The organism is Bernardetia sp. Wsw4-3y2, assembly GCF_037126295.1.
Taxonomy (GTDB): domain Bacteria; phylum Bacteroidota; class Bacteroidia; order Cytophagales; family Bernardetiaceae; genus Bernardetia.
The window spans coordinates 79,622-100,685 of sequence record NZ_CP147017.1 but is presented as its reverse complement, the minus strand read 5'-3'; the positions used below and the strand labels follow the sequence as shown (position 1 = coordinate 100,685).

General features: G+C 31.4%; 17 protein-coding genes. 6 read left to right on the top strand and 11 right to left on the bottom strand.

What is annotated here, in order from left to right; genetic code table 11:
* The first annotated feature begins 67 nt into the window (after nt 1-67).
* A complete protein-coding gene (locus V9L05_RS00415) occupies nt 68-553 on the top strand; it encodes a hypothetical protein (RefSeq protein WP_338813931.1) in 486 nt (161 codons plus the stop codon).
* A 185-nt stretch (nt 554-738) separates the two neighbouring features.
* Nucleotides 739-2,016, top strand: coding sequence for a TlpA disulfide reductase family protein (locus tag V9L05_RS00410; protein ID WP_338813930.1), 1,278 nt, complete (start codon nt 739-741; stop codon nt 2,014-2,016).
* Nucleotides 2,017-2,185: 169 nt separating this feature from the next.
* On the opposite strand, the gene V9L05_RS00405 is transcribed toward V9L05_RS00410, so the two are convergent.
* Together V9L05_RS00405 and V9L05_RS00400 are read right to left on the bottom strand one after the other, a co-directional pair.
* Entirely contained in the window at nt 2,186-2,647 is a 462-nt protein-coding gene (locus V9L05_RS00405) for a PA2169 family four-helix-bundle protein (RefSeq protein ID WP_338791388.1), read from the bottom strand.
* Between the two features lie 165 nt (nt 2,648-2,812).
* The gene (locus tag V9L05_RS00400) at nt 2,813-3,577 is read right to left on the bottom strand and encodes a GDSL-type esterase/lipase family protein (protein ID WP_338813929.1); all 765 of its coding nucleotides are present in this window, start codon (nt 3,575-3,577) and stop codon (nt 2,813-2,815) included.
* 218 nt (nt 3,578-3,795) lie between these two features.
* Between V9L05_RS00400 and V9L05_RS00395 the strand changes: the two genes are divergently transcribed.
* From V9L05_RS00395 to V9L05_RS00380, 4 genes are all read left to right on the top strand, one after another.
* Nucleotides 3,796-4,248 carry a hypothetical protein gene (locus V9L05_RS00395; RefSeq protein WP_338791390.1) on the top strand — a complete coding sequence of 151 codons (453 nt, stop codon included), beginning with the start codon at nt 3,796-3,798 and terminating at the stop codon, nt 4,246-4,248.
* A 198-nt stretch (nt 4,249-4,446) separates the two neighbouring features.
* On the top strand, nt 4,447-5,532 hold the full coding sequence (locus V9L05_RS00390) for an efflux RND transporter periplasmic adaptor subunit (RefSeq protein ID WP_338813928.1): 1,086 nt from the start codon (nt 4,447-4,449) through the stop codon (nt 5,530-5,532).
* A gap of 236 nt (nt 5,533-5,768) precedes the next feature.
* Nucleotides 5,769-8,945 (top strand): efflux RND transporter permease subunit, encoded by a 3,177-nt coding sequence (locus V9L05_RS00385; protein WP_338791392.1) that lies wholly within the window; start codon nt 5,769-5,771, stop codon nt 8,943-8,945.
* An 86-nt stretch (nt 8,946-9,031) separates the two neighbouring features.
* The gene (locus V9L05_RS00380; protein WP_338813927.1) at nt 9,032-10,474 is read left to right on the top strand and encodes a TolC family protein; all 1,443 of its coding nucleotides are present in this window, start codon (nt 9,032-9,034) and stop codon (nt 10,472-10,474) included.
* 131 nt (nt 10,475-10,605) lie between these two features.
* Here the strand turns inward: V9L05_RS00380 and recQ are convergent, their stop codons facing one another.
* The 9 genes from recQ to V9L05_RS00335 form a co-directional block, all read right to left on the bottom strand.
* A complete protein-coding gene (recQ, locus tag V9L05_RS00375; protein WP_338813926.1) occupies nt 10,606-12,795 on the bottom strand; it encodes a DNA helicase RecQ in 2,190 nt (729 codons plus the stop codon).
* Between the two features lie 397 nt (nt 12,796-13,192).
* Nucleotides 13,193-14,131: a hypothetical protein gene (locus V9L05_RS00370; protein WP_338813925.1), complete on the bottom strand. Its 939-nt coding sequence runs from the start codon at nt 14,129-14,131 to the stop codon at nt 13,193-13,195.
* A gap of 15 nt (nt 14,132-14,146) precedes the next feature.
* The gene (locus tag V9L05_RS00365; RefSeq protein ID WP_338813924.1) at nt 14,147-14,779 is read right to left on the bottom strand and encodes a macro domain-containing protein; all 633 of its coding nucleotides are present in this window, start codon (nt 14,777-14,779) and stop codon (nt 14,147-14,149) included.
* Between the two features lie 47 nt (nt 14,780-14,826).
* On the bottom strand, nt 14,827-15,675 hold the full coding sequence (locus tag V9L05_RS00360) for a Rossmann-like and DUF2520 domain-containing protein (protein ID WP_338813923.1): 849 nt from the start codon (nt 15,673-15,675) through the stop codon (nt 14,827-14,829).
* Nucleotides 15,676-15,875: 200 nt separating this feature from the next.
* Complete coding sequence (locus tag V9L05_RS00355) at nt 15,876-17,108, bottom strand: ThiF family adenylyltransferase (RefSeq protein WP_338813922.1); 1,233 nt, start codon at nt 17,106-17,108, stop codon at nt 15,876-15,878.
* A 38-nt stretch (nt 17,109-17,146) separates the two neighbouring features.
* Nucleotides 17,147-18,115: a site-specific DNA-methyltransferase gene (locus V9L05_RS00350; protein ID WP_338791400.1), complete on the bottom strand. Its 969-nt coding sequence runs from the start codon at nt 18,113-18,115 to the stop codon at nt 17,147-17,149.
* A gap of 2 nt (nt 18,116-18,117) precedes the next feature.
* On the bottom strand, nt 18,118-18,969 hold the full coding sequence (locus V9L05_RS00345; RefSeq protein ID WP_338813921.1) for a HindIII family type II restriction endonuclease: 852 nt from the start codon (nt 18,967-18,969) through the stop codon (nt 18,118-18,120).
* A 24-nt stretch (nt 18,970-18,993) separates the two neighbouring features.
* Complete coding sequence (locus V9L05_RS00340; protein WP_338813920.1) at nt 18,994-19,869, bottom strand: DUF3822 family protein; 876 nt, start codon at nt 19,867-19,869, stop codon at nt 18,994-18,996.
* Nucleotides 19,870-20,270: 401 nt separating this feature from the next.
* A complete protein-coding gene (locus tag V9L05_RS00335; RefSeq protein WP_338791403.1) occupies nt 20,271-20,921 on the bottom strand; it encodes a histidine phosphatase family protein in 651 nt (216 codons plus the stop codon).
* Nucleotides 20,922-21,064 lie beyond the last annotated feature (143 nt).

The window sequence follows — 21,064 nt, the reverse complement described above, 5'->3', positions numbered from 1 at the left end:
TGCGACATTTTATATTAATTCTTCGTAAAGTGATAAACTATTTTTAATTTAACTATATTATTTTACTATGAAAAAATACAATTTTTTACTTACTTCTGTCAAAGTTAGTTTTCTTTTCCTTTTAGCACTCAATCTTTCTAGTTGTGATAACTGCACTGATACAGATTGTTTTACTCCAGCTGAGCCATTTTATTTTCAACTTATAGATAAAGAAACCAATCAAAATCTAATTGATAATGGAACATATTCTCTTTCTGATATTAAAATAAAATCTGTTTTAGAAAACAAATTTTATACACCACAACTAGATTCGGTGTTAATAGAAGGACAAAAACAAACTATTTTGGTAGACCAACAAATGGGCTGGAAAACCGAAAGTAAAGAATATATATTAATCGTAAATGACTCTATAGAATTTGATTTTATTTATCAAACAAGAGAAAAAAGTGAAGATTGCTGTACATTTTATGAAGTGGAAGAAGTCAGCTCTTCCGAAATAGAAATTACCAAAACTATCTTAAGTAATGGTTTTTTGTATAAACTTGCATTATAGGCAAATTATATCTCAAAATTTACGATATTTGTTGCTTGTACACTTTTACACTTGTGCAAAATTTTATACATTCTTTATCCTAAAAACTGAATGTGTAATAAGAAAATAAGTAGAACTGCTTTTTCATAAAGGGCAGTTCTCTGTTTTTATATTTTTATTTTGCTATTTTTTATTATAACCAAGCCATGAAAAAAATATTATCTCTATTTTCTATTATTCTATTTTTAACTTCTACTTTTATTTTCAGTAGTTGTAACTCTAAAAAAGAAAACGATATGAAACTTCCAAGTGGAATTTGGCGAGCTACCTTACAACAACAAGAAGGTGCAGTCCTTCCTTTCAATTTTGAAGTAAACTATTCAGAAAATGAAAACGATACCATTCCCACTTTTACACTTATTAATGGTGAGGAAAAAATCCTCTTAGATAATGTAGTAAAAAAGGGAAATGTATTTACAATTCCGATGCACATTTTTGAAGGCGAAATAGTAGCAGAATGGAATGCAGTCAATCAAAAATTAGTTGGAAAATGGAATCGTAGAAGTTTTACCAATGCTAGTTCATTAGATTTTTCGGCTACTCCAAACACAAAAACTCGTTTTGAAGCCAATCAAACAGCAAAATTTGATTTGAGTGGGAAATGGGAAACTTATTTTTTATCAGAAGGAGATTCTAGTGCAGCTTTAGGCGTGTTTGAAAAGATAGAAACAGCAGATGTAAAAGGAAATTTGAAAGGAACATTTTTGACAACAACAGGCGATTATCGCTATCTTTTTGGAAGCGTTTCGAATGATTCTTTGTATTTATCTTGTTTTGATGGTTCTCATGCATTTTTATTTGTAGCAAAAGCAGAAAACGAGAATACACTAAAAGGAAAGTTTTGGTCTGGAAAAGGACAACCTGTAGATTTTGTTGCTACTCGTAACCCTAATTTTACACTTCCAAAAGCTGACACACTTACTTATCTGAAAGAAGGATATGAAACAATTACTTTTGAGTTTCCAAACTTAGAAGGAACACTTATTTCTTTAGACAATCCAAAATACGATGGAAAAGTACGTATTGTACAACTTTTAGGTTCTTGGTGTCCGAATTGTATGGATGAGACCAATTTTTTAACAGAACTATATTCTACTTATAATCCAAAAGGATTAGAAATAATTGGACTTGCTTACGAACAAACAGAAGATTTTGAAGATGCAAAAAAACGTTTGGAAAGAATGAAAAAACGCTTGAATGTAGAGTATGAAATTCTTTTTGCTGGACGTGCAGATAAACAGTTTGCAGCACAAACATTGCCTATGTTAAATCATGTGATGTCTTTTCCAACAACTATCTTCATTGATAAAACAGGAAAAGTAAGAAAAATACATACAGGTTTTTCAGGAAAAGGAACAGGAGAATATTATGACAATTATGTAGAATCAACTACTAATTTTGTGGAGAAACTTTTGAGTGAATAATCAGAGAGTGTAATCTACTGAGTGGTTTGTTATCTTTGTTTTATTTCCTAGTTTTTACTTTTTCATTTTTTACAGATGATTACTACACTTACTTTTTAGTATACTCCTCAAAAAAAATACTCTTACAAATAAATGTAAGAGTATTTTTGAATTTTTTTTAAATAACAAATTAGTCATTTGCTTCTTCTGCATGTTCGATAGTTTCCATTCGTTTCCAAATAGTATAACGAGCATCTTGTAATACTTGAACAGATGAAATTGGCATTTCAGTTTTGTTTTTCAAAACATCATCCATTTCGTCCAAGATATATTTTTCACCACGTTTACATTCTTCTAAAATTGATTCTGTGTTGTCAGAAGATAAAGCTGCTTTAAAATCTAACCACGCTTTGTGAATAGAACCCAAAGCTGTTCCGTCAGTTCTACCTCGTGTTACAGCAGGCGCACCTAAAGTAGCTAATTCTTGATTTATGGCATTCAAAATACCTTCACGTTCTTTAGCAAATGTTGTAAATAATGATGTTAAATAAGGAGTATCAACTTTTTCGGCTGCGTCTTTATAACCTTGCACGCCATCGATACATAATTCTGCAATGTCTTTAAGATATTCTCTTGTTTTGTCGGTATTCATAATGAATTAAAAATTTAGATAAAAAAATAATATTATTTAAAATATTGTAATAAAAAATGTAATTTTCAGATTTATAAATTTATTTTTAGTAAATAGGGAGATTACATTATAAGAACACTCATAACAAAAAAATGTTTGATATAATTTGTATTTTATTTTTCAAACCTACTTTTTTAACATCTTCAAAACTTCATCTGCCATAAGATCTACCCATTCTTTATACATTTGAGCTGAAGGATGTAATCCATCATTTGCAATTAGATTTTTATCAGAAATTGCTTTTCTAGAAATAGGAGTAATATCAAAATAAGTAACTTTATATTTCAATGCTACTTGTTTATTTATCTTGTTATAATAATCAATTTCTTGTGCTATCTTTTGTTCGTCCATTTTTTTGCTTTTTGCATAATCAGTCATTCCATAATCAGGAATTGAAATTACAAAAACCTTAGAAGCATCTTTTTGAGCTAGACTAATTGCTTTTTGCAACAGTTTTTCAAAACGTGCTTCATATTTTAGACTGTCTTCTTTGTCATATTGGTCATTTACTCCAATTAGAAGAGAAACTATATCATATTTTTGTTTGAGTTCATTTTTTTGTTCTCCCAAACGAATAGCTGTCAGAAGTTGCTCACATGTCCAGCCTGTTTTAGCTATAATTTTAGGTTCTTCAAAATAAATTCTTTTATCATTTTCATTATTCTTTGATAGAAATTCTATTTTTTCAGCAAGTTGAACAGGATAGCGTTCTCTTATTTTTACACTTTCTCCTATTGTATAAGAATCACCTAAGGCTAAATAAGTGGTTTTTAAATCAGAATTATTTGAAGTATCAGTATTCTGATAGTTTGCTTGTGGTGATTTGCAAGAAATAAATGATAAAATAATGAGGAAAGCAAATCCAGTTATAATAGAGTTTTTTAGGAGCATTTCTTATTTTTTTTAAAGGGATTTTTTTTTATTTGAAGTCTAAAACTACTAAAAAAAAATGTTTTTCTGCTGTTTGAAAAATAGTATATTATTTTTCAAACAAAAAATTAGATTTTACGTTAATAGGCTGATTTTATTTGATAATAATCTCCTTTTTTGTAAAAAATAGTCTGAAATTTGTTTGTACAATTAATAATTCTACATACATTTGCGACACAATGAAACAGCTTTTCAAAATATCGTTTGTGCTACTCTACCTTTTCCTGTTAAACGGAAATGGTTTTTTGTATGCCCATACAAATCAAGCAAACGAAAAGACATCTTTAGAAAAGTTTTTTTCTACTATTGAAAATACCAGTGAATCGCTAGATGCTGATTTTGATAATCAGTATGTTATTCCTATACTAGAAGCAGATTCATTTCCTAGTGGTAAAAAGAAAAGTAAACGCTTTAAATTTCGTTTTTTTGAAAAAGAAGAGAAAGAAAAAGAAGACAAACTACATTCTTTAGAAATATCTTCACAAGGTAGTTTTACTTTTGCTTCTATTTTTAATACTCCTCTATTCGCTAGATTCTATAATTATAATAGAAACTATCTTTATGTAAGCGAAAACCTCAATTATTTCTTATTTCATAAATGTTATATTCTGTTCCAAGTGTTCAGGTTATGATGCCTTGTCTTTCCTCATTTTAGGTTTTTCAAATTTTTGAAATAACCTATCTCTGTATCTCAGCTTTATCTATACTTTTTGCACGTACTAGAATCAATATTTTTTATACAAATATTTGATTGTCAAGTAGTTGTTTATATGTTTTGCTGTTTATACTATTTTAAGGTATCTAAATTAATATTTATTAAAGAAATAATCATGAACAAGATATTACTTGGACTTATGAGCTTGTGCTTAATTTTGCTTTATACAAGCTGTGAGTCCCACCACGAAAAAGAAGAAGAAGAAGTAACTTTTTTGGTTACAAATCCTATCAAAATGGATACTTCAGTTATCAAAAATTATGTTTGTCAAATCCACGCTATACGACATATTGAGCTTAGAGCTTTAGAAAGAGGCTATCTACAAAATACGTATGTTGATGAGGGACAGAAAATAAATGAAGGACAAGCCATGTTCCAAATTATGCCAATGCTCTATGAAGCTGAAACTCAAAAAGCTCAAGCTGAAGTAGATTTTGTAGAAATTGAATATAAAAACACTAAAAAGTTGGCTGATAGTTCTATCGTTTCTCCCAATGAATTAGCACTTGCAAAAGCAAAACTAGACAAAGCAAAAGCTGAGTTATCGCTTACCAAAGTGCACTTGGGCTTTACAAAAATTAGTGCGCCTTTTAGTGGTATCATGGACAGGCTGCAAGTAAGACAAGGAAGTCTTTTAGAGGAAGGCGAATTACTGACTACACTTTCAGACAATAGCACTATGTGGGTATATTTTAATGTTCCTGAATACGAATATTTAGAATACAAAGCCAATGAGAAAAAGGATAGTTTGATGAAAGTAAATCTATTAATGGCAAACAATAAGCTATTTAGTGAAGTAGGTTATGTAAAGGCAATAGAAGCTGATTTTAATAATGAAACTGGAAATATTGCTTTTAGAGCTACTTTTCCAAATCCAAATGGTCTTTTAAGACATGGAGAAACAGGAAATGTTCAAATGACTGTTCCTTTCAAAAACGCTATTATTATTCCACAAAAAGCAACATTTGAGATTTTAGAGAAAAAATATGTCTTTGTAGTAGATAAAGAAAATGTAGTACATCAAAGAGAAATTGTAGTGGCTGGAGAACTTCCAGATTTATATGTCGTTCAGGCAGGTTTGAAAGAAGACGAAAAAATCCTACTTGAAGGAATTCGAAAAGTGAGGAATAATGATAAGATAGCATTTGAATACAAAGACCCTAAAGAAGTGCTAGACACTTTAGAGGTCTATGTAGAGTAAAATAAACAATTATAAATTACGAATTACGAATTACGAATGTAATCTTGTAATAAGTGATTTATAATTTAAACGATTTTACAAACTCTTATCAAAAAATATCGCATTAGGAATAGAATTAAATAAAGGAAGCAGTTTTAAATCCTAAACTGTTCATTATGAATATATCATGTTCGTAATTTTTAATTCGTAATTCGTAATTGCTTCTTAAATCATTCATTTTTCAAATTCCAATTACCATGTTCGAACAATTCTTAAAACGACCTGTACTAGCTATAGTATTGTCGTTAGTAATTATATTCTTGGGTGTAATGTCCATTTATACCCTCCCAACTTCTCAATTTCCATCTATTGCACCTCCAATGGTAATGGTTTCGGCTTCTTACCCTGGGGCAAGTGCCAAAACGCTAACCGAATCAGTTATCATTCCTTTAGAACAAGCCATTAATGGTGCTTGGGGAATGCGTTATATGAAATCTGATGCAACTAGCGCAGGGGAAGCAAATATTCAAATTGTTTTCGAACCAGGAAGCGATCCCAATCAAGCCTTAGTTCAAATTTCTAACCGTGTAGAGCAAGTCAGAAACCGACTTCCTGAGCTTGTTCAGCGTGAAGGTGTAATTATTACACCAATGATGCCGAGTATGTTGATGTACGTAAACCTTTACAGTACAGACAAAAATGCAAACATGAAATTTCTTTTCAACTTTGCAGGTGTAAATATGTTGCCTGAATTGCAACGTATTAACGGTATTGGTCAAGCAAGGATATTAGGTAGCCGTCAGTATGCAATGCGTATTTGGTTAAATCCTGAACGCATGAGAGCTTATAAAATTTCGCCAGATGAAGTAATGAAAGCTCTTGAAGAACAAAGTGTTATTGGTAAAGCTGGTCGTATTGGTCGTGGAGATGGTCAGCGTGCAGAAGCTCTTGAATATGTTTTGGCGTATTCAGATAGGCTCAATGATGAAAAAGAATATGGCGATGTGATAATAAAAGCCAATTCTGAGGGCGAAATTTTGCGATTAAAAGATATTGCTACAGTAGCCTTAGGAAGTGAATATTACGATATTTATTCTAATATTAATGGTTATCCTTCGGCTGCAATTGTGTTGAAGCAAACATACGGAAGTAACGCAAGTGCAGTTATTGAAGACGTGAAAATTCAATTAGAAGAACTCAAAAAAACATTTCCACCTGGAATGGAATACGAAATTAGTTATGACGTTTCTAGTTTCTTAGATGCTTCTACTGAAAACGTAGTTCATACGCTTAGAGATGCTTTTATTTTGGTGGCATTGGTAGTATTTATATTTTTGGGCGACTGGCGTTCGACGCTTATTCCTACTTTGGCTGTGCCTATTTCACTTATTGGTGCATTTATTTTTATGCAACTTTTTGGTCTGACCATCAACATGATTACCCTATTTGCACTTGTTTTGGCTATTGGTATTGTTGTCGATGATGCCATTGTCGTGGTGGAAGCCGTTCATGCCAAAATGGAAGAGGAAAATTGTTCCCCTTACGTAGCTGTACAAAAAGTGTTGAAAGAAATTAGTGGTGCAGTTATCGCCATTACGCTACTTATGACGGCTGTATTTGTTCCTATTGCATTCATGACGGGTCCTGTGGGAGTATTTTATAGACAGTTTTCTATTACCATGGCAAGTTCAATTGTACTTTCTGGACTTGTAGCCCTTACACTTACACCAGTTTTGTGTGCTATGATTTTGAAAAATAATCACGGCAAAAAACGCAAGAGAACATGGCTAAATAGAGGTTTGGATGGCTTTAACAGAGGTTTTGAAAAATTGACTAATGTATATGTAGGTCTATTGAAAAGAATTGCTCATAGAAGATTAGTTACGGCTATTTTGTGGATTGCTTTTGCTGGTGGTATTTACGGAATTGCAACAAACTTACCTTCTGGATTTATTCCTAGTGAAGACCAAGGAATGGTTTATGCCATTATCCAAACACCTCCAGGTTCTACTTTGGAGCGTACTAATGATATTGCACGTCAGTTACAAGAACTCATGAAAGAAGTAGATGCAATTCAATCTGTTTCTACAATTGCAGGGTATGAAGTTTTGACAGAAGGACGTGGCTCAAATGCTGCAACTTGTCTAATTAACTTAAAACCGTGGTCGGAAAGACACCATACTGTTACTGAAGTTATTCACGAATTAGAAGAACTATCGACAGCCATACCAGGGGCAACGATTGAATTTTTTGACCCTCCAGCCGTTCCAGGGTATGGTGCAGCAGGTGGTTTTGCACTTCAACTTTTGGATAAAGCAAATACAGGAGATTATGAATTACTTGAAAAAGTAACAAATGATTTTATGGAAAGACTAGAAAAACGCAAAGAACTATCAGGTGTGTTTACATTTTACAGTGCCAATTATCCACAATACGAAATCGAAATTGATAATCAATTAGCTATGCAAAAAGGCGTTTCTATTGGAAATGCTATGAATACACTTTCTGTTTTTGTAGGTAGTACGTATGAACAAGGTTTTATCAAATACCAACGTTTCTTTAAAGTATTTGTACAGGCTTCGCCAGAATTTAGAAAACTACCAGAAGATGTTTTGAATTTGTGGGTAAAAAATGATGTAGGTGAAATGGTTCCGATGTCTGCTTTTATGAAAATTCATAAAACACAGGGAGCAAACGAAATCAACCGTTATAATATGTACACTTCATCAGGTTTTAGTGGTGTGCCAGCAAAAGGATATAGTAGTGGAGAGGCTATTGATGCCATACGAGAAGAAGCCAAATCATTACCAAATGGTTTTGATATTGACTGGGCAGCTCTTTCTTATGATGAAGCAAGACGTGGAAACGAAGCTATTTATGTTTTTATCGTTGTTTTGGTTTTTGTTTATTTTGTTTTAGCAGCACAATATGAGAGTTTCATTATTCCATTAGCTGTTATTTTCTCACTTCCTGCTGGAGTCTTTGGGTCGTTTTTACTTGTAAAATCAATGGGACTAGCCAATGATATTTATGCACAAGTAGGATTGGTTATGCTAGTCGGACTCTTGGGTAAGAATGCCGTTTTGATTGTGGAATTTGCCGTACAAAAGCAACAGCAAGGGTTTACTGTATTGGAAGCTGCCATTGAAGGAGCAAAAGTACGTTTCAGACCTATTTTGATGACTTCTTTTGCCTTTATTGCAGGTCTTATTCCTCTTATTTTAGCTCATGGTGCTGGTGCAATTGGTAACAAAACCATTGGTGCTTCTGCACTTGGGGGTATGCTTTTCGGTACTGTCTTCGGAGTAATTATCGTTCCAGGATTATATTATATTTTTGGAACAATAGCAGAAGGCAAACACCTTATTAAAGGAGAAGATGAAACGCCTTTGACAGAAGATAAACATGCCATGGATAATCCTCATGTTTTATAATTTATTCTTTTTTTGGTTCAAGCGTCGACGCTTGAACCAAAAAAATATAACATATTTTATCCAAAAAATAAAAACATAAAAAAATCATGTTCAAAATAAAAAAATACAAACTCTATAATTATTTGGTCTTTCTATTTATTTCTTCGTTTGTTACGGCTTGTTCTGTTCCTACGTTGGTAAATAAAAATGCAAATCCACAAACGCCTACTAATTATACAAATCAAACTGACTCTACTAATTCGGCTAAAATGAATTGGAAGCAGTATTTTAATGATGAAAATTTAGTTGCTCTAATTGATACAGCACTCAAAAATAATCAAGAATTAAATATTACACTTCAAGAAATTCAGATTGCAAATAATGAAGTAAGAATTAGAAAAGGAGAATATCTACCTTTTGTAGATATTGCTACAGGTGCAGGAGTTGAAAAACCTAGTCGTTATACCAGTAAAGGAGCAAGCGATGCGATGAGTGAAATTGAAGATGGCAGAAAGACACCTGACCCTTTACAAGATTATATGATAGGAGCATATGCAAGTTGGGAAGTCGATATTTGGAAGAAACTTAGAAATGCTAAAAAATCAGCTTATCTCAATTATTTATCTTCTATTGAAGGTAGAAATTTCTTAGTAACTAATATTATTGCAGAAATTGCTAATTCGTATTACGAACTTTTAGCTTTGGATAATCAGTTAGATATCATCAATAAAAATATTGAAATTCAAACGAACGCATTACGAATTGTTCGCCTTCAAAAACAAGCTGGTAAGGTTACCGAGCTGGCAGTCAAGCGTTTTGAAGCTCAGCTTTTAAATACAAAAAGTTTGCAGTTTGATATTCTTCAAGATATTACGGTTACAGAAAATAAAATTAATTTTTTATTAGGTCGTTATCCTCAACCAATTGAAAGAAATTCTACTGATTTTATGGCTTCTGTTCCAAATACAATTTCGGCAGGAATTCCTTCACAACTTTTGAGCAATCGTCCAGATATTAAACAGGCAGAATTGAAATTGGCAGCTACAAAACTAGATATTGCTGTAGCAAAAGCTAATTTTTATCCTTCTTTGCGTCTTACGGCTGGTTTGGGACTGCGTGCTTTCAATCCTACATTCTTAGTAAAAGCTCCTGAATCTATTTTATATTCATTGGCTGGAGATTTGGCTGCGCCTCTTATCAATAGAAATGCCATTAAAGCAAATTATTTGACTGCCAATTCAAAGCAAATTCAAGCTATTTATGATTATGAAAGAACGATTTTGAACGGTTATTTAGAAGTTACAAATCAGTTATCTTATATCGATAATTTACAACAAAAATATGATTTGGAAACTCAACAAGTAGAAGCTCTTAATCAGGCAACTACAATTTCAAATGATCTTTTTCAAGCTACAAGAGCCGATTATATGGAAGTTTTACTGACTCAACGTGATGTTTTGGAAGCAAAAGTAGAACTTATAAATACTAAAATGCAACAAATGAATGCCATTGTAAATGTATATCGTGCCTTAGGTGGTGGTTGGAATTAGAAATTAGACAAGAACAAGGTCTTAACTAGCTTAATTTAAACATAAAAAAAAGCTATCCATATTTTTTGGATAGCTTTTTTCAGTTGTATTTTTGATATATAATCAATTTTTATAAAATTTCAGATGTTATTTTACATCGCATATTCTGATAAAAACTTAATACGCATCAGTCGTAATTCATCTTCTCCATATTCATCTTCTTCAAATTCATCTAAAGCATCTTGAATACTATCTGTTTCAGCATTCATAAAATAATCATAGATTTCATCCTGACGATCATAATCCATTATTTTATCAATATAATAGTCAAGGTTAAGTTTTGTTCCTGAATAACAAATATGTTCTATTTCAGAAATCAAATCACTTACTTTTATTCCTTTTGCATCAGCAATTTCTTCTAAGTCAATCATTCTATCAATCTGTTGAATGATAAAAATTTTGACTTTTGATTTATTAGCCGTTTGTTTTACTAATACTTCTGCATCGGTTTCAATATCATTCTCCTCCACATATTTGTTGATGGCATCTAAAAATACTTTACCAAACTTATCTACCTTTGCCATCCCAACACCATTTATTTGTGCTAGTTCGTCATTGGTGGTAGGATAAACAGTTGCCATTTCTTCCAAAGAAGGATCTTGAAAGATTACATAAGGAGGAAACCCTTTTTCTTTTGCTAATTTTTTACGTAATTTTTTAAGTAAATCAAATAAAACAGGGTCATGTCCTCTGTCTACTGTTGTTCCTCCAATATCTTTTTCTTCGTCTTCTGCTGTGATTTTACTAAAGTCGTGATCTTCTGTCAGCATTACTTTATGCGCCTTTGGATTTTCCAAAAATTTTCTTCCTTTATCATTTAATTTTACAACACCATGATTGTCAAAATCTTTGTTGAGATAATTAAATAATAAAACTTGACGAATTACAGAACGCCAATATTGAACAGTTTGATCTTTTCCATTACCAAAAACACTTACTTTATTATGACTATAACTTTTGACATAGTCAGTTTCTTTTCCTATCAATACATCAGCGATATGACTAATCGTAAAACGTTCTTCTGTTTCTTTGACAGCTTTCAAAACCCACTCTGTGTGTTCATTAGCTTCAAATTTTGGTTTTGGTTTGTCTGTATTGTCATTAAAACCTCCATCTTTATCTACATTTTCTCCAAAATAATGAAGTAATTGTCTTCTTCTACAAACTCCAGAAGTAGCATAATCCATCATTTCTTGTAACAAGTGACGTGCATTGTCTCGTTCTGTAACTGGTTTGTCTTTATTGAATTTTTCTAATTTATGAATATCTTCTGGACTATAAAACATAATACAGTCAGCATTTAATCCATCTCTTCCTGCTCTTCCTGTTTCTTGATAATAGCCTTCTAAAGACTTTGGTGCATCATAATGAATTACACAACGAACATCTGGCTTGTCAATTCCCATTCCGAAGGCAATAGTAGCAACAATTATGTCTACTTCTTCATTTAGGAAAGCATCTTGATTTTGCATTCGGATACTAGAATCCAACCCTGCATGATAAGGACGTGATTTTATATCATTGACTTTCAAAAATTCGTGAATTTCTTCTACCTTTTTTCTACTCAAACAATAAATGATACCTGATTGTCCTTTTTTTCCTTTTAAATATTTTATTAGCTGTTTTTTTACATTTTTCTTTGGACGAACTTCATAATATAAATTCTGACGATTAAATGAAGTTTTGAAGACATTTGCATCTTCCATGTGAAGATTCTTTTGAATGTCTTGTTGTACCTTTGGTGTTGCTGTTGCTGTAAGCGCAATAATAGGCAAATTTCCAAGTGAATCTACAATGAAACGGATACGACGATATTCTGGACGAAAATCGTGTCCCCATTCCGAAATACAGTGAGCTTCATCAATAGCAATAAAAGAAAGATTTGCTTTAGATAAAAAATCTAAATTTTCTGGCTTGGTAAGAGATTCAGGAGCAACATAAAGCAGTTTTGTATTTCCTGCCAGTACTGATTTTTTGACTTTATTACTTTCTGATTTTGAGAGCGTGGAGTTGAGAAAAGAAGCATTGATTCCGACAGCATTGAGCTGATCAACTTGATTTTTCATAAGAGCTATCAAAGGCGAAATTACGATTGCTGTTCCCTCCCTTACAATAGCAGGAAGTTGGTAACAAAGTGATTTTCCTGCTCCTGTGGGCATAATTACAAATGTATTTTTGCCATCAAGAAGGTTTTGAATAATTGTTTCTTGATTTCCTCTAAATTGATTATATCCAAAAACTTCTTTTAGTGTTTTTTTGAGATTTATTTTTTGCTCTACCATTTTAAAACCTTTTGTAAGATAGGGTACGACTTGTGAAATAGTATTAATACGAAGTTGTTTAGAGAGTTTATAATTCTGCTTGAATTACATTCATCTAATCTTTTGTTTTCTACTATATTTGATTATTTCGTGCTAGTTAAAACTTTAATTTTCTAATTCTATATAATAAAGTTAGCACAAAACTTTTAGAAAACAAGCCTATTTTTTTGTTTTATAGAAAAATAATTTACAATAAAGTACCTTTCTATTCACAATTTAGTTACAGATTCTTCATGAAACATTTATAAATCTGTTTTTGATAAGCATTTTTATTTACGTATTTATCTATTACCAATATACTCAATTACTGTAAAAAAACAACTATCTTTAAGGGTGATTTTTTCAATTTATAAAATTATTAGAGGGTATGTTTGAAGATTTTACCATTTTCAAAATGATCTATTGTTTTGATAGGACTAAAATCTTGTAATGAAATTTGTGTTCCTTTTTTATCCAAAATTCGTAAAGGTGTTTTTCCATAAAAAGAAGCCCACATAGAATACGAACTCGGCACACCTAAAATATAATCACAGGCAGCTAAACAATACATATCTTCTAAGAAATGATTGGTAGAAAAACAAATATCTAAATTTTGTTCTTTAAAAGGCTTTGTTTCAATTTTATCATTCGAACAAAGTAAAAAACGAACTTTTTGATTTAGATTTCTAACATCATTCTCTACCTCTGCTTTAATCTGAACTAAAAAATTAGCATATTCTTCCCATTCAAAATAATATTTCCCTCCAAAAAAATCTTTATAATCGCCTCTTCGTATATGTACACCTACCAAAATATCAGTGTCCTGTCTTCTTTTTTCTATTAATTTATTGACATTATCTATATGTTCTTGTTGAGGTGTAAAAATGGTTCGAAGTTTATTCGCATGTTTTTCAAAGTTTTGATAATCTCTAAAATTCCACCCCTGCACGAAAAGAATTTTCTTTGTTTTTTCTAAAAACTCTTGACTATTCAAATCATATTTCCGTTCGTCTTTATCATAATCTGAAATATTTAGTGTTTCTATCCATCTTTTATTTTTATCAATTTTGGGCAAACGATAACGTAAACGTTCTAAATTTTGTCGCAAAAATTTATCGATAGATTCATTTTCTGAAAGACGAGTTTTGATAGAATAATTTAGAAATTTATTTTGAGCTACAGCAGGAAAATACTCTTCATATTCATCAAAATTGGGATTATAAAGTGTGTATCTATATTCGATTACATTGGCTATAAAAAAAGCAAAAGAAAAAATTCGATTGGCAAGTTGTCCAGATTTTCCGTCTATAATGACCATTTTTATAAAATAAAATTAAGGAATATTGTAAGTTATATCTCTGTCGTGGTGTGTAAAAAAGTACGCATAATTTGAGCGTAATTCTTCCCATCCTTTTTCAGTTTTGAATTTTTCATTCATTACATCCTCCCAAGCTATTCGCATACTTCTAGCACAAAGCAATGCTGGGACTTGTCCAACACCAGTTCCCAAGCCTGAAAGAGCAACCGTTTTGATTCTATCTTTTATAAGCTCTCCATTTTCAAATTTTCCATACTTAAGAAGTGTCAAAATTGCCTTCATACTTAAATATACGTTCGGACTTCTATGAATTGTCATGGGAGTTCGCATAGTTGGAGCAGAAATCAAATAAGGAAAATCGGTATGGTCTGTGGGAATAATTTCAGCTTGACCAACTAATAGTTCTCCAAAATATTTTTCTCTAATTATTTTTTGAAGTCTTTTTTCAATATGCCAACCCAAATTCTTAGAAATAGCAAAATCAATTCCTCCATTCATAAATCCAAAACTATTCGCTGGACTCACAATAACATCAGAGGGATAATTAAAAATCGAATCGTTCTTAACTATTACATTTTCTACATCTTGGAACACTTTTTCCCAAGCAGCAGTAACTTTCTCGTTTGTATCTACAAAATAAAATTTCATTTTGTAAAGATAAAAAAGAATTTTTATAAAACAGACTGGGAAGTCTGTCATACATTTTTTTCTTGAATACTCTCTGTCATGAGTTTATAAATTTGAGTAAAATTATCATCCAAATTCATTTCCTTATTCATTGTTTTGAGCATTTCTAAATGCTTTTCAATTACCTTTTCGTCCTTTCTAACAGCAGGACCTGTTTGAGCATTGGAAGGATTTATTTCTAATGCTTTTTGAAGTGTTTCCTCCAAGAGAGGTTTTAACATATCAAAGGGAAGATTTTTTTCTTTCAAAATCTGCTCGCTGATTGTCCACAAATAATTAGAAAAATTACATGCAAAGACAGCAGCAACATGCAAAATACTTCTATCTTTTGAAGAAACTTGAAATACTTTTGTTGAAAACTGTTTGGCTAAATTTGTAAGTTTTTCTTCAATTTCTTTCTCATTTGCTTCTATACAAAATGGAATAGAACTAAAATCAACTTCTTTTGCCTTGCTAAAAGTCTGTAAAGGATAAAAAACGCCAATTTTTTCTATTTTTTCTCCTAACACATTTTGATTAGCTAGTTTTAGCATTTCCATCGGTTGCGCTCCCGAAGTATGCACCAAAATACAGTTCTTTGGAAGAATAAGTTTTGATAAAACACTTTCAAAAGCTCCATCTGCAATAGACAAAATAGCTAAATCTGCATCTATTTTAGAAAAGTCTAATTGTTGAACAGAATGACTAATTTCTATATCTTTATTCAGATTATCTATTTCTGTCAGTTTTTGCTTTAATGATTCTGCATTTTCTTTGTTTCTACTCCAAATATGAGTGATTTTTATGTCTTGTTTTTTAGAAAATAACGAAGCTAAATGCCAAGCTACATTTCCAGCACCTATGAAGATAGTTTTCAAATTTCTTTTAGGGAATGGGAATTAGATAATAGGAATTGAAAAATACTTTTTTTAACCCAGACTTTACAGAGAAACATAGAGAATGAGAATACAAATACTTTTGAAATACATTTTAACCACAGAGAATAAAGAGAATGAAAATACATTTAGTTTTATTAATTCTAATTTCTGAAATCTGAATTCTCAATTTGTTTTTATTACTAACTAAATAACTTCTTTTTATCTCCAGTCAGCTCATAATATTTATGTTTTCCTTCTGTATCTTGAACTGCCACGACATGCAAAATAGGAACACCTAGTTCTGTTAGTGAAAAATTAAGTAGTCTTTCTTCTGTTGTTTCTAAATTGAACTGTCCAATAGTTTGTTTTGGTGCAGGAGTTTGTTTGTCTTCTTCATTTTTTCCTTCACTTCTACACTCTTCGCAATGACTTTCGTAATCAAAAATACGGAAAGAAGGACGGTAAAATTCAATTTGTTTTTGGCAAGTTCGGCACGACATATTCTTTACAAATGTTCTATCTCCTCTAAAATCTAATGTTGCTCCTTCGCCTGAATTTTCTGGTTTAGAAATTTCTTTTAAGAAATCTTTAAGTAAAATATCTGTATTCAAATCTAAAGAAATAATTTCATCATAACTCGCTTGATGCGCCCAACAATCTGGATTATCTGGCATATCAAAAACATCAAAATCATTTGTTTTTCCTTGATAATAGATTTGTTTTCCGACAGGAACTTCTTGTCCACAAAGGAATTTTATCGCTTCCTGCACTTGCAACGCACCCACCAAAGCAGAGGCAATCTGAACTGTAGGGATTTTTCCTTCACTAACTACTTGTTTTTTAAAATCATCACACGAATAACGCTCTCTAGCAGCCTGCCATTGATTGGGTGACAAACTACACTGATAACAAGGCGCATGAGGAGGTTTATAAAAATTAATTCTCAAACCTAATTCATAAATTCCTGCATCAATCCAAGGCGTGCCTGCCAAATAACATTGTTTGTTTACAGCAATTCTGGTTTCGATATTATCCAAACAACCCAAAACTATATCTACGTGTCTATAAACGCCAGTTCCAAGTTCCCAAACAACATCACCCTCAAAATAATTTACTTTAAAATCATCTGAAAGAGCCATGTCTTTAATTCTTTCAGCTGCTGTTTGTGCTTTTCGTTTTCCTTGGTCTCCTTTTCTGAATAAAACTGTTCGACTTAAATTAGACTTTGAAATATCATCAAAATCGGTAATCAGAATATTTCCAACTCCTAAAAGAGCCAAATTTTTGAGTGTTTCGTTACCGATTGCACCAGCACCCACTACCAAAACAGTAGCATTTTTTAGTTTATCTTGTTCCCACCAATCTATTCTTTCTTGACGGTCAAAAAAGCTGTCTTCTGTTGATGAGATGTTGGTTACTTCAAATTTTGCCATAATTTCTGGTATATTTCTTTTTTGATTTATCTTTTTAATTATGATTTATAAAATAAATTCAGATTTCCGTTTTCTATTTTTTTGGTCGAATAGGCTTTTGTATCATTTTTCTGAATTACATTTTCTATTCTTTGATTTGCTAATAAAGTATAATTTTTATCGATTTCAAAACCAATAAAGTTTCTATTTAATTTTTTGGCTGCTACTGCTGTTGTTCCACTTCCCATAAAAGGGTCAAGAACAATTTGATTTTCTGTCGTTGTAAGTGTTATCAAAAACTCTAGTAAAGCAACAGGTTTTTGTGCTTCATGAAATTTATTTTCATCGTAAACAGACTCAAAGCCAAATTCTAACAAATTTGTCGGACTTGTTCCATTTATTTTGCATTCTGCAATATTTAAAGCTCCGACGTCATTTTTTAGAATATTATCTGTAATTGTAATTTTATAAGGCTTAAAAAACCACGCAATAGGTTCATAAATAGGCGCAAGATTTCCCAAACGCCACCCTTTCCATTTTTCTGCATCTTCTTTTAAACCACGTTTCTCCAAAATTCCTGAAAGACGTTGCGCTCTATGATGAGCTGAAGGCTTTTTCCAAGCCAAAACATCTTTCAATAAAAAACCACTATCTTCAAAGGCATTTATAGCTCGGTGTAATGTTCTTCTTGCACCAAAAACAAAAACTGATGCCCCTTCTTTCATAATGGGGAAAATAAGTGATGACCAGCTTTCACACCATTCTTGATATTCTTTTCCACTATTTCTGTCTGCTGAACTCCAACCGTTTATTGGTTTTCCTCTACGTTTAAATCCTGTTTTTCCTTTTTGTGCTGGCGACTCTCCTAAAAGTGCCGAATTTGTATTTTTATGTAAAACGTCCCATTCATCTAAATTTATTCCATACGGAATATCCGAAAGAAACAAATCTATACTTTCAGTTTCTAAATGCTTTAAATGTTCTATACAATCCCCATTTGTAATTGTATTTAGATAATCTTTATTCATAATTAAATACCTTCTATATTAATAGTTTTTTGTATTGTTTTAATTTTATTCTCTATTTTTTCAGACTTGATTAATAATTTTATCGCATCTTCTTTTGATAAATTTTGAAAAGATTTTATTTTCTCATTCCAATAATTAATTCCTTCTAATCCAATTTGTTTAGTTTTTTGGATTTCTAAATTTCTATACTGTTTTATTTTTTCAATAGGTTGATTTACTGAATTAGCGATAGTTCTATCAATAAATTCCCAGTACTGAATAGCATCTTGAAGTTTCAAATCAGAATTTTCAGAAAGTCTTTTTCCTGTTTCTAAGACAGACTTTAAAGATTTTTGATTAGAAAAATCAAGTAAAAAATGTAAATGAGTATATGAAAGTAAGGTTACATTTTTAGAAACAGCTTGAGAATATATTTGGCTTTTTCGGCTTGGATATTGAGCCAAAGGAGCAACTAATAAAGCATAGTTATTTGTTTGTCGCCAAGTATCTAAAGCATTCACTTTAAAATCTTTTTGATTTTTGGCAGTTCTACTTAATCTAAATGTTTTTGCATCTGCTACTAATGTATACTCTTTAGTTCTTCCTAAAACATCAGCCGAATTTCCTCTTGCACCCAAAACTTCAGATTTTACTCCTAAATAATTGAGTGATTGAGCCAAGAAAATATCTGAAAGTTTAGCCCAAATTTTCTCTTCTGAACTATCATGGTCAAACATTTCTGGTAATATTCCAACATCAATAATATTTTCAATTAGTTTTTTCTTGCTAATAGTAGCTACATAATTTTCTAACTGCTCAAAAGCATTCTTTTCTTTAGCAACTTTGAAAACTAACTCTATTAATTCTTTACGCATGTTTTTTATTTAAAAGTAAACTGTCTAAACCGTTTTGACATAATACAAACTAAACAAATCAAAATCTTCGTGACTTTCTAGTTGATCAAATTGATACCCAAAACTAAGATGTGCAGGACGCTCAGCAAACTTTACATAGGCGTATCTATCTAAAAGCTGAAAAATCTTTCCTTCTTTATTACTTTGTCCATAAAGAACAACTTCTAGTTTTTGAGAGTTTATTTTTATATCATCACTTACAGCTAAAATAAAATAAGCAACTTCTTCAGCATTTTTAAACTCAAAACGATTTAAGAAAAGTAAACTTTGTTCCTCTAAAACAGCTACAAAAAGTTGATTTCCTTCTATAAGTGCATGAACTTGATTCGCTTTATTTTCTTGTAATAAAAGTCCTTCCAAAAAAGCAGCCGTTTGATGCACATACGTAATTCCTGTTTTTTGATGAGGATATTTTTCTTCTATCCAATCTGAAACTGTTTTGGGCATCGAAAAAAGACAATTTGTAGAGGCAAGCTGATGCTCACTAAACTGTACATACGTTTTTGAGGTATCCAAAGTAGTATTGAAACGCAAATAAGAAAGGGCATATTCTGTTCTGAAATATTCATCTGGAACAAAGGTAAATTCTTGTCCTCCCATCATAAGTGTAATTTTCTGCCAGTATCCAGCCGAAGCAAAACTATGTGTATCTACCAAACTGCTAAAGGCTTCTAAAAACTGCTCATCGGTTTCTAAATAAAAATCAGATGTATATCGTTCGTAACACAGGCAACGATCTGATTTTGTATCAAAAACCACTAAACGACATTGTGTAGGCGTAAGGGCAAAACAAAGTTTGTATCTACCTATTTGATCGACTTCAAACTTTTCATCTCTTATAATTAAATCTTCTTGGAACACGCTATATTTTTGTGTTAATGTGATGCGATTAATTTTTTATTCTAACCAATCGAATAGCTAAGAAAGTAAAAAAAGTGCATTCTTACAAATCAATTATTAATTATGAATCGAAAAGGGAATAAAGTCAATTAAAATTACCTTCTTTTAAGGTAGGGAAGCTAATTAAATTTATGACTAACTATTTCTTGGGAATAAATTATTGTCAGTGGAGATACCAATAGTAGTAAAAAAATAGGTATTATTGGTGTCTCCATCAAGGACAAAAACGTAACATGCTTTTTACAACATCTCAAAAAAAAATATAGCACAAATTAAAATTGGTTTCTTTTCTCTTTTTGAGAAAATATAAATTACAAATAAATCAGTAAGTAAAAAACGTAAAAAAATACTTTCTAAAACAATTATTTAGAAACATTCATTTCTTCCAAGTGGCTTTTATCATTAGCTAGTTGTAGTTCAAAACTATGCGTATCATAATGATAATGCAAAATGTACAAACCTAGGTTGGAGTGTTCGAAGTCATCCATATTCGAAATAGGTTGTCGCATAAGTTGGCAGAGTAATATTCTCATTGCTCTTCCGTGCATACAAACCAAAACTTGTTTTTCGTGTGGACGGGAAAGAATTACCTCTAGGGCTTCTCTTTGTCTTTCTGCTACTTCAAGAGGACTTTCTCCTTTTGGTACTTTTAGATGTAGCTCTCCATTACGCCAGCCTTTCAGCATTTCAAAATAGGCATCATTTTCTTCTTTTGTAACAGGTCTTCCTTCTTTATCGCCCCAACTCACCTCATTGAGACCGATAAGTTTTTCCCAAGCTATTTCTAAATTTAAAAAATCTTGTACACTTTGATGTGTTCGTTTGAGCATTGAAGTATAGACTTTATCAAATTTTGTATGTCCATGTTTTTGAAAAAATAGTTCAGCTTGTTGTCTTCCGACATCATTCAAATCTGAATCTATGCCACAACCTTGTACTAAACCTAATCGGTTGTATTCAGTTTGTCCGTGCCTAATGATATAAATAATTTTATCTGGAGTAGAGGTTTTCATAATGAATTGTGTTTTAGTGAATTGAGTATTGATTTTTATAAATCTTTGTTAGATAATTTAGTTTTGTAGGAGTTTTTTTTTTGTTTATAAGTCAAATATAGATACAATTTACCCAAACAAAACTAAATAGATAACGTCTGTAT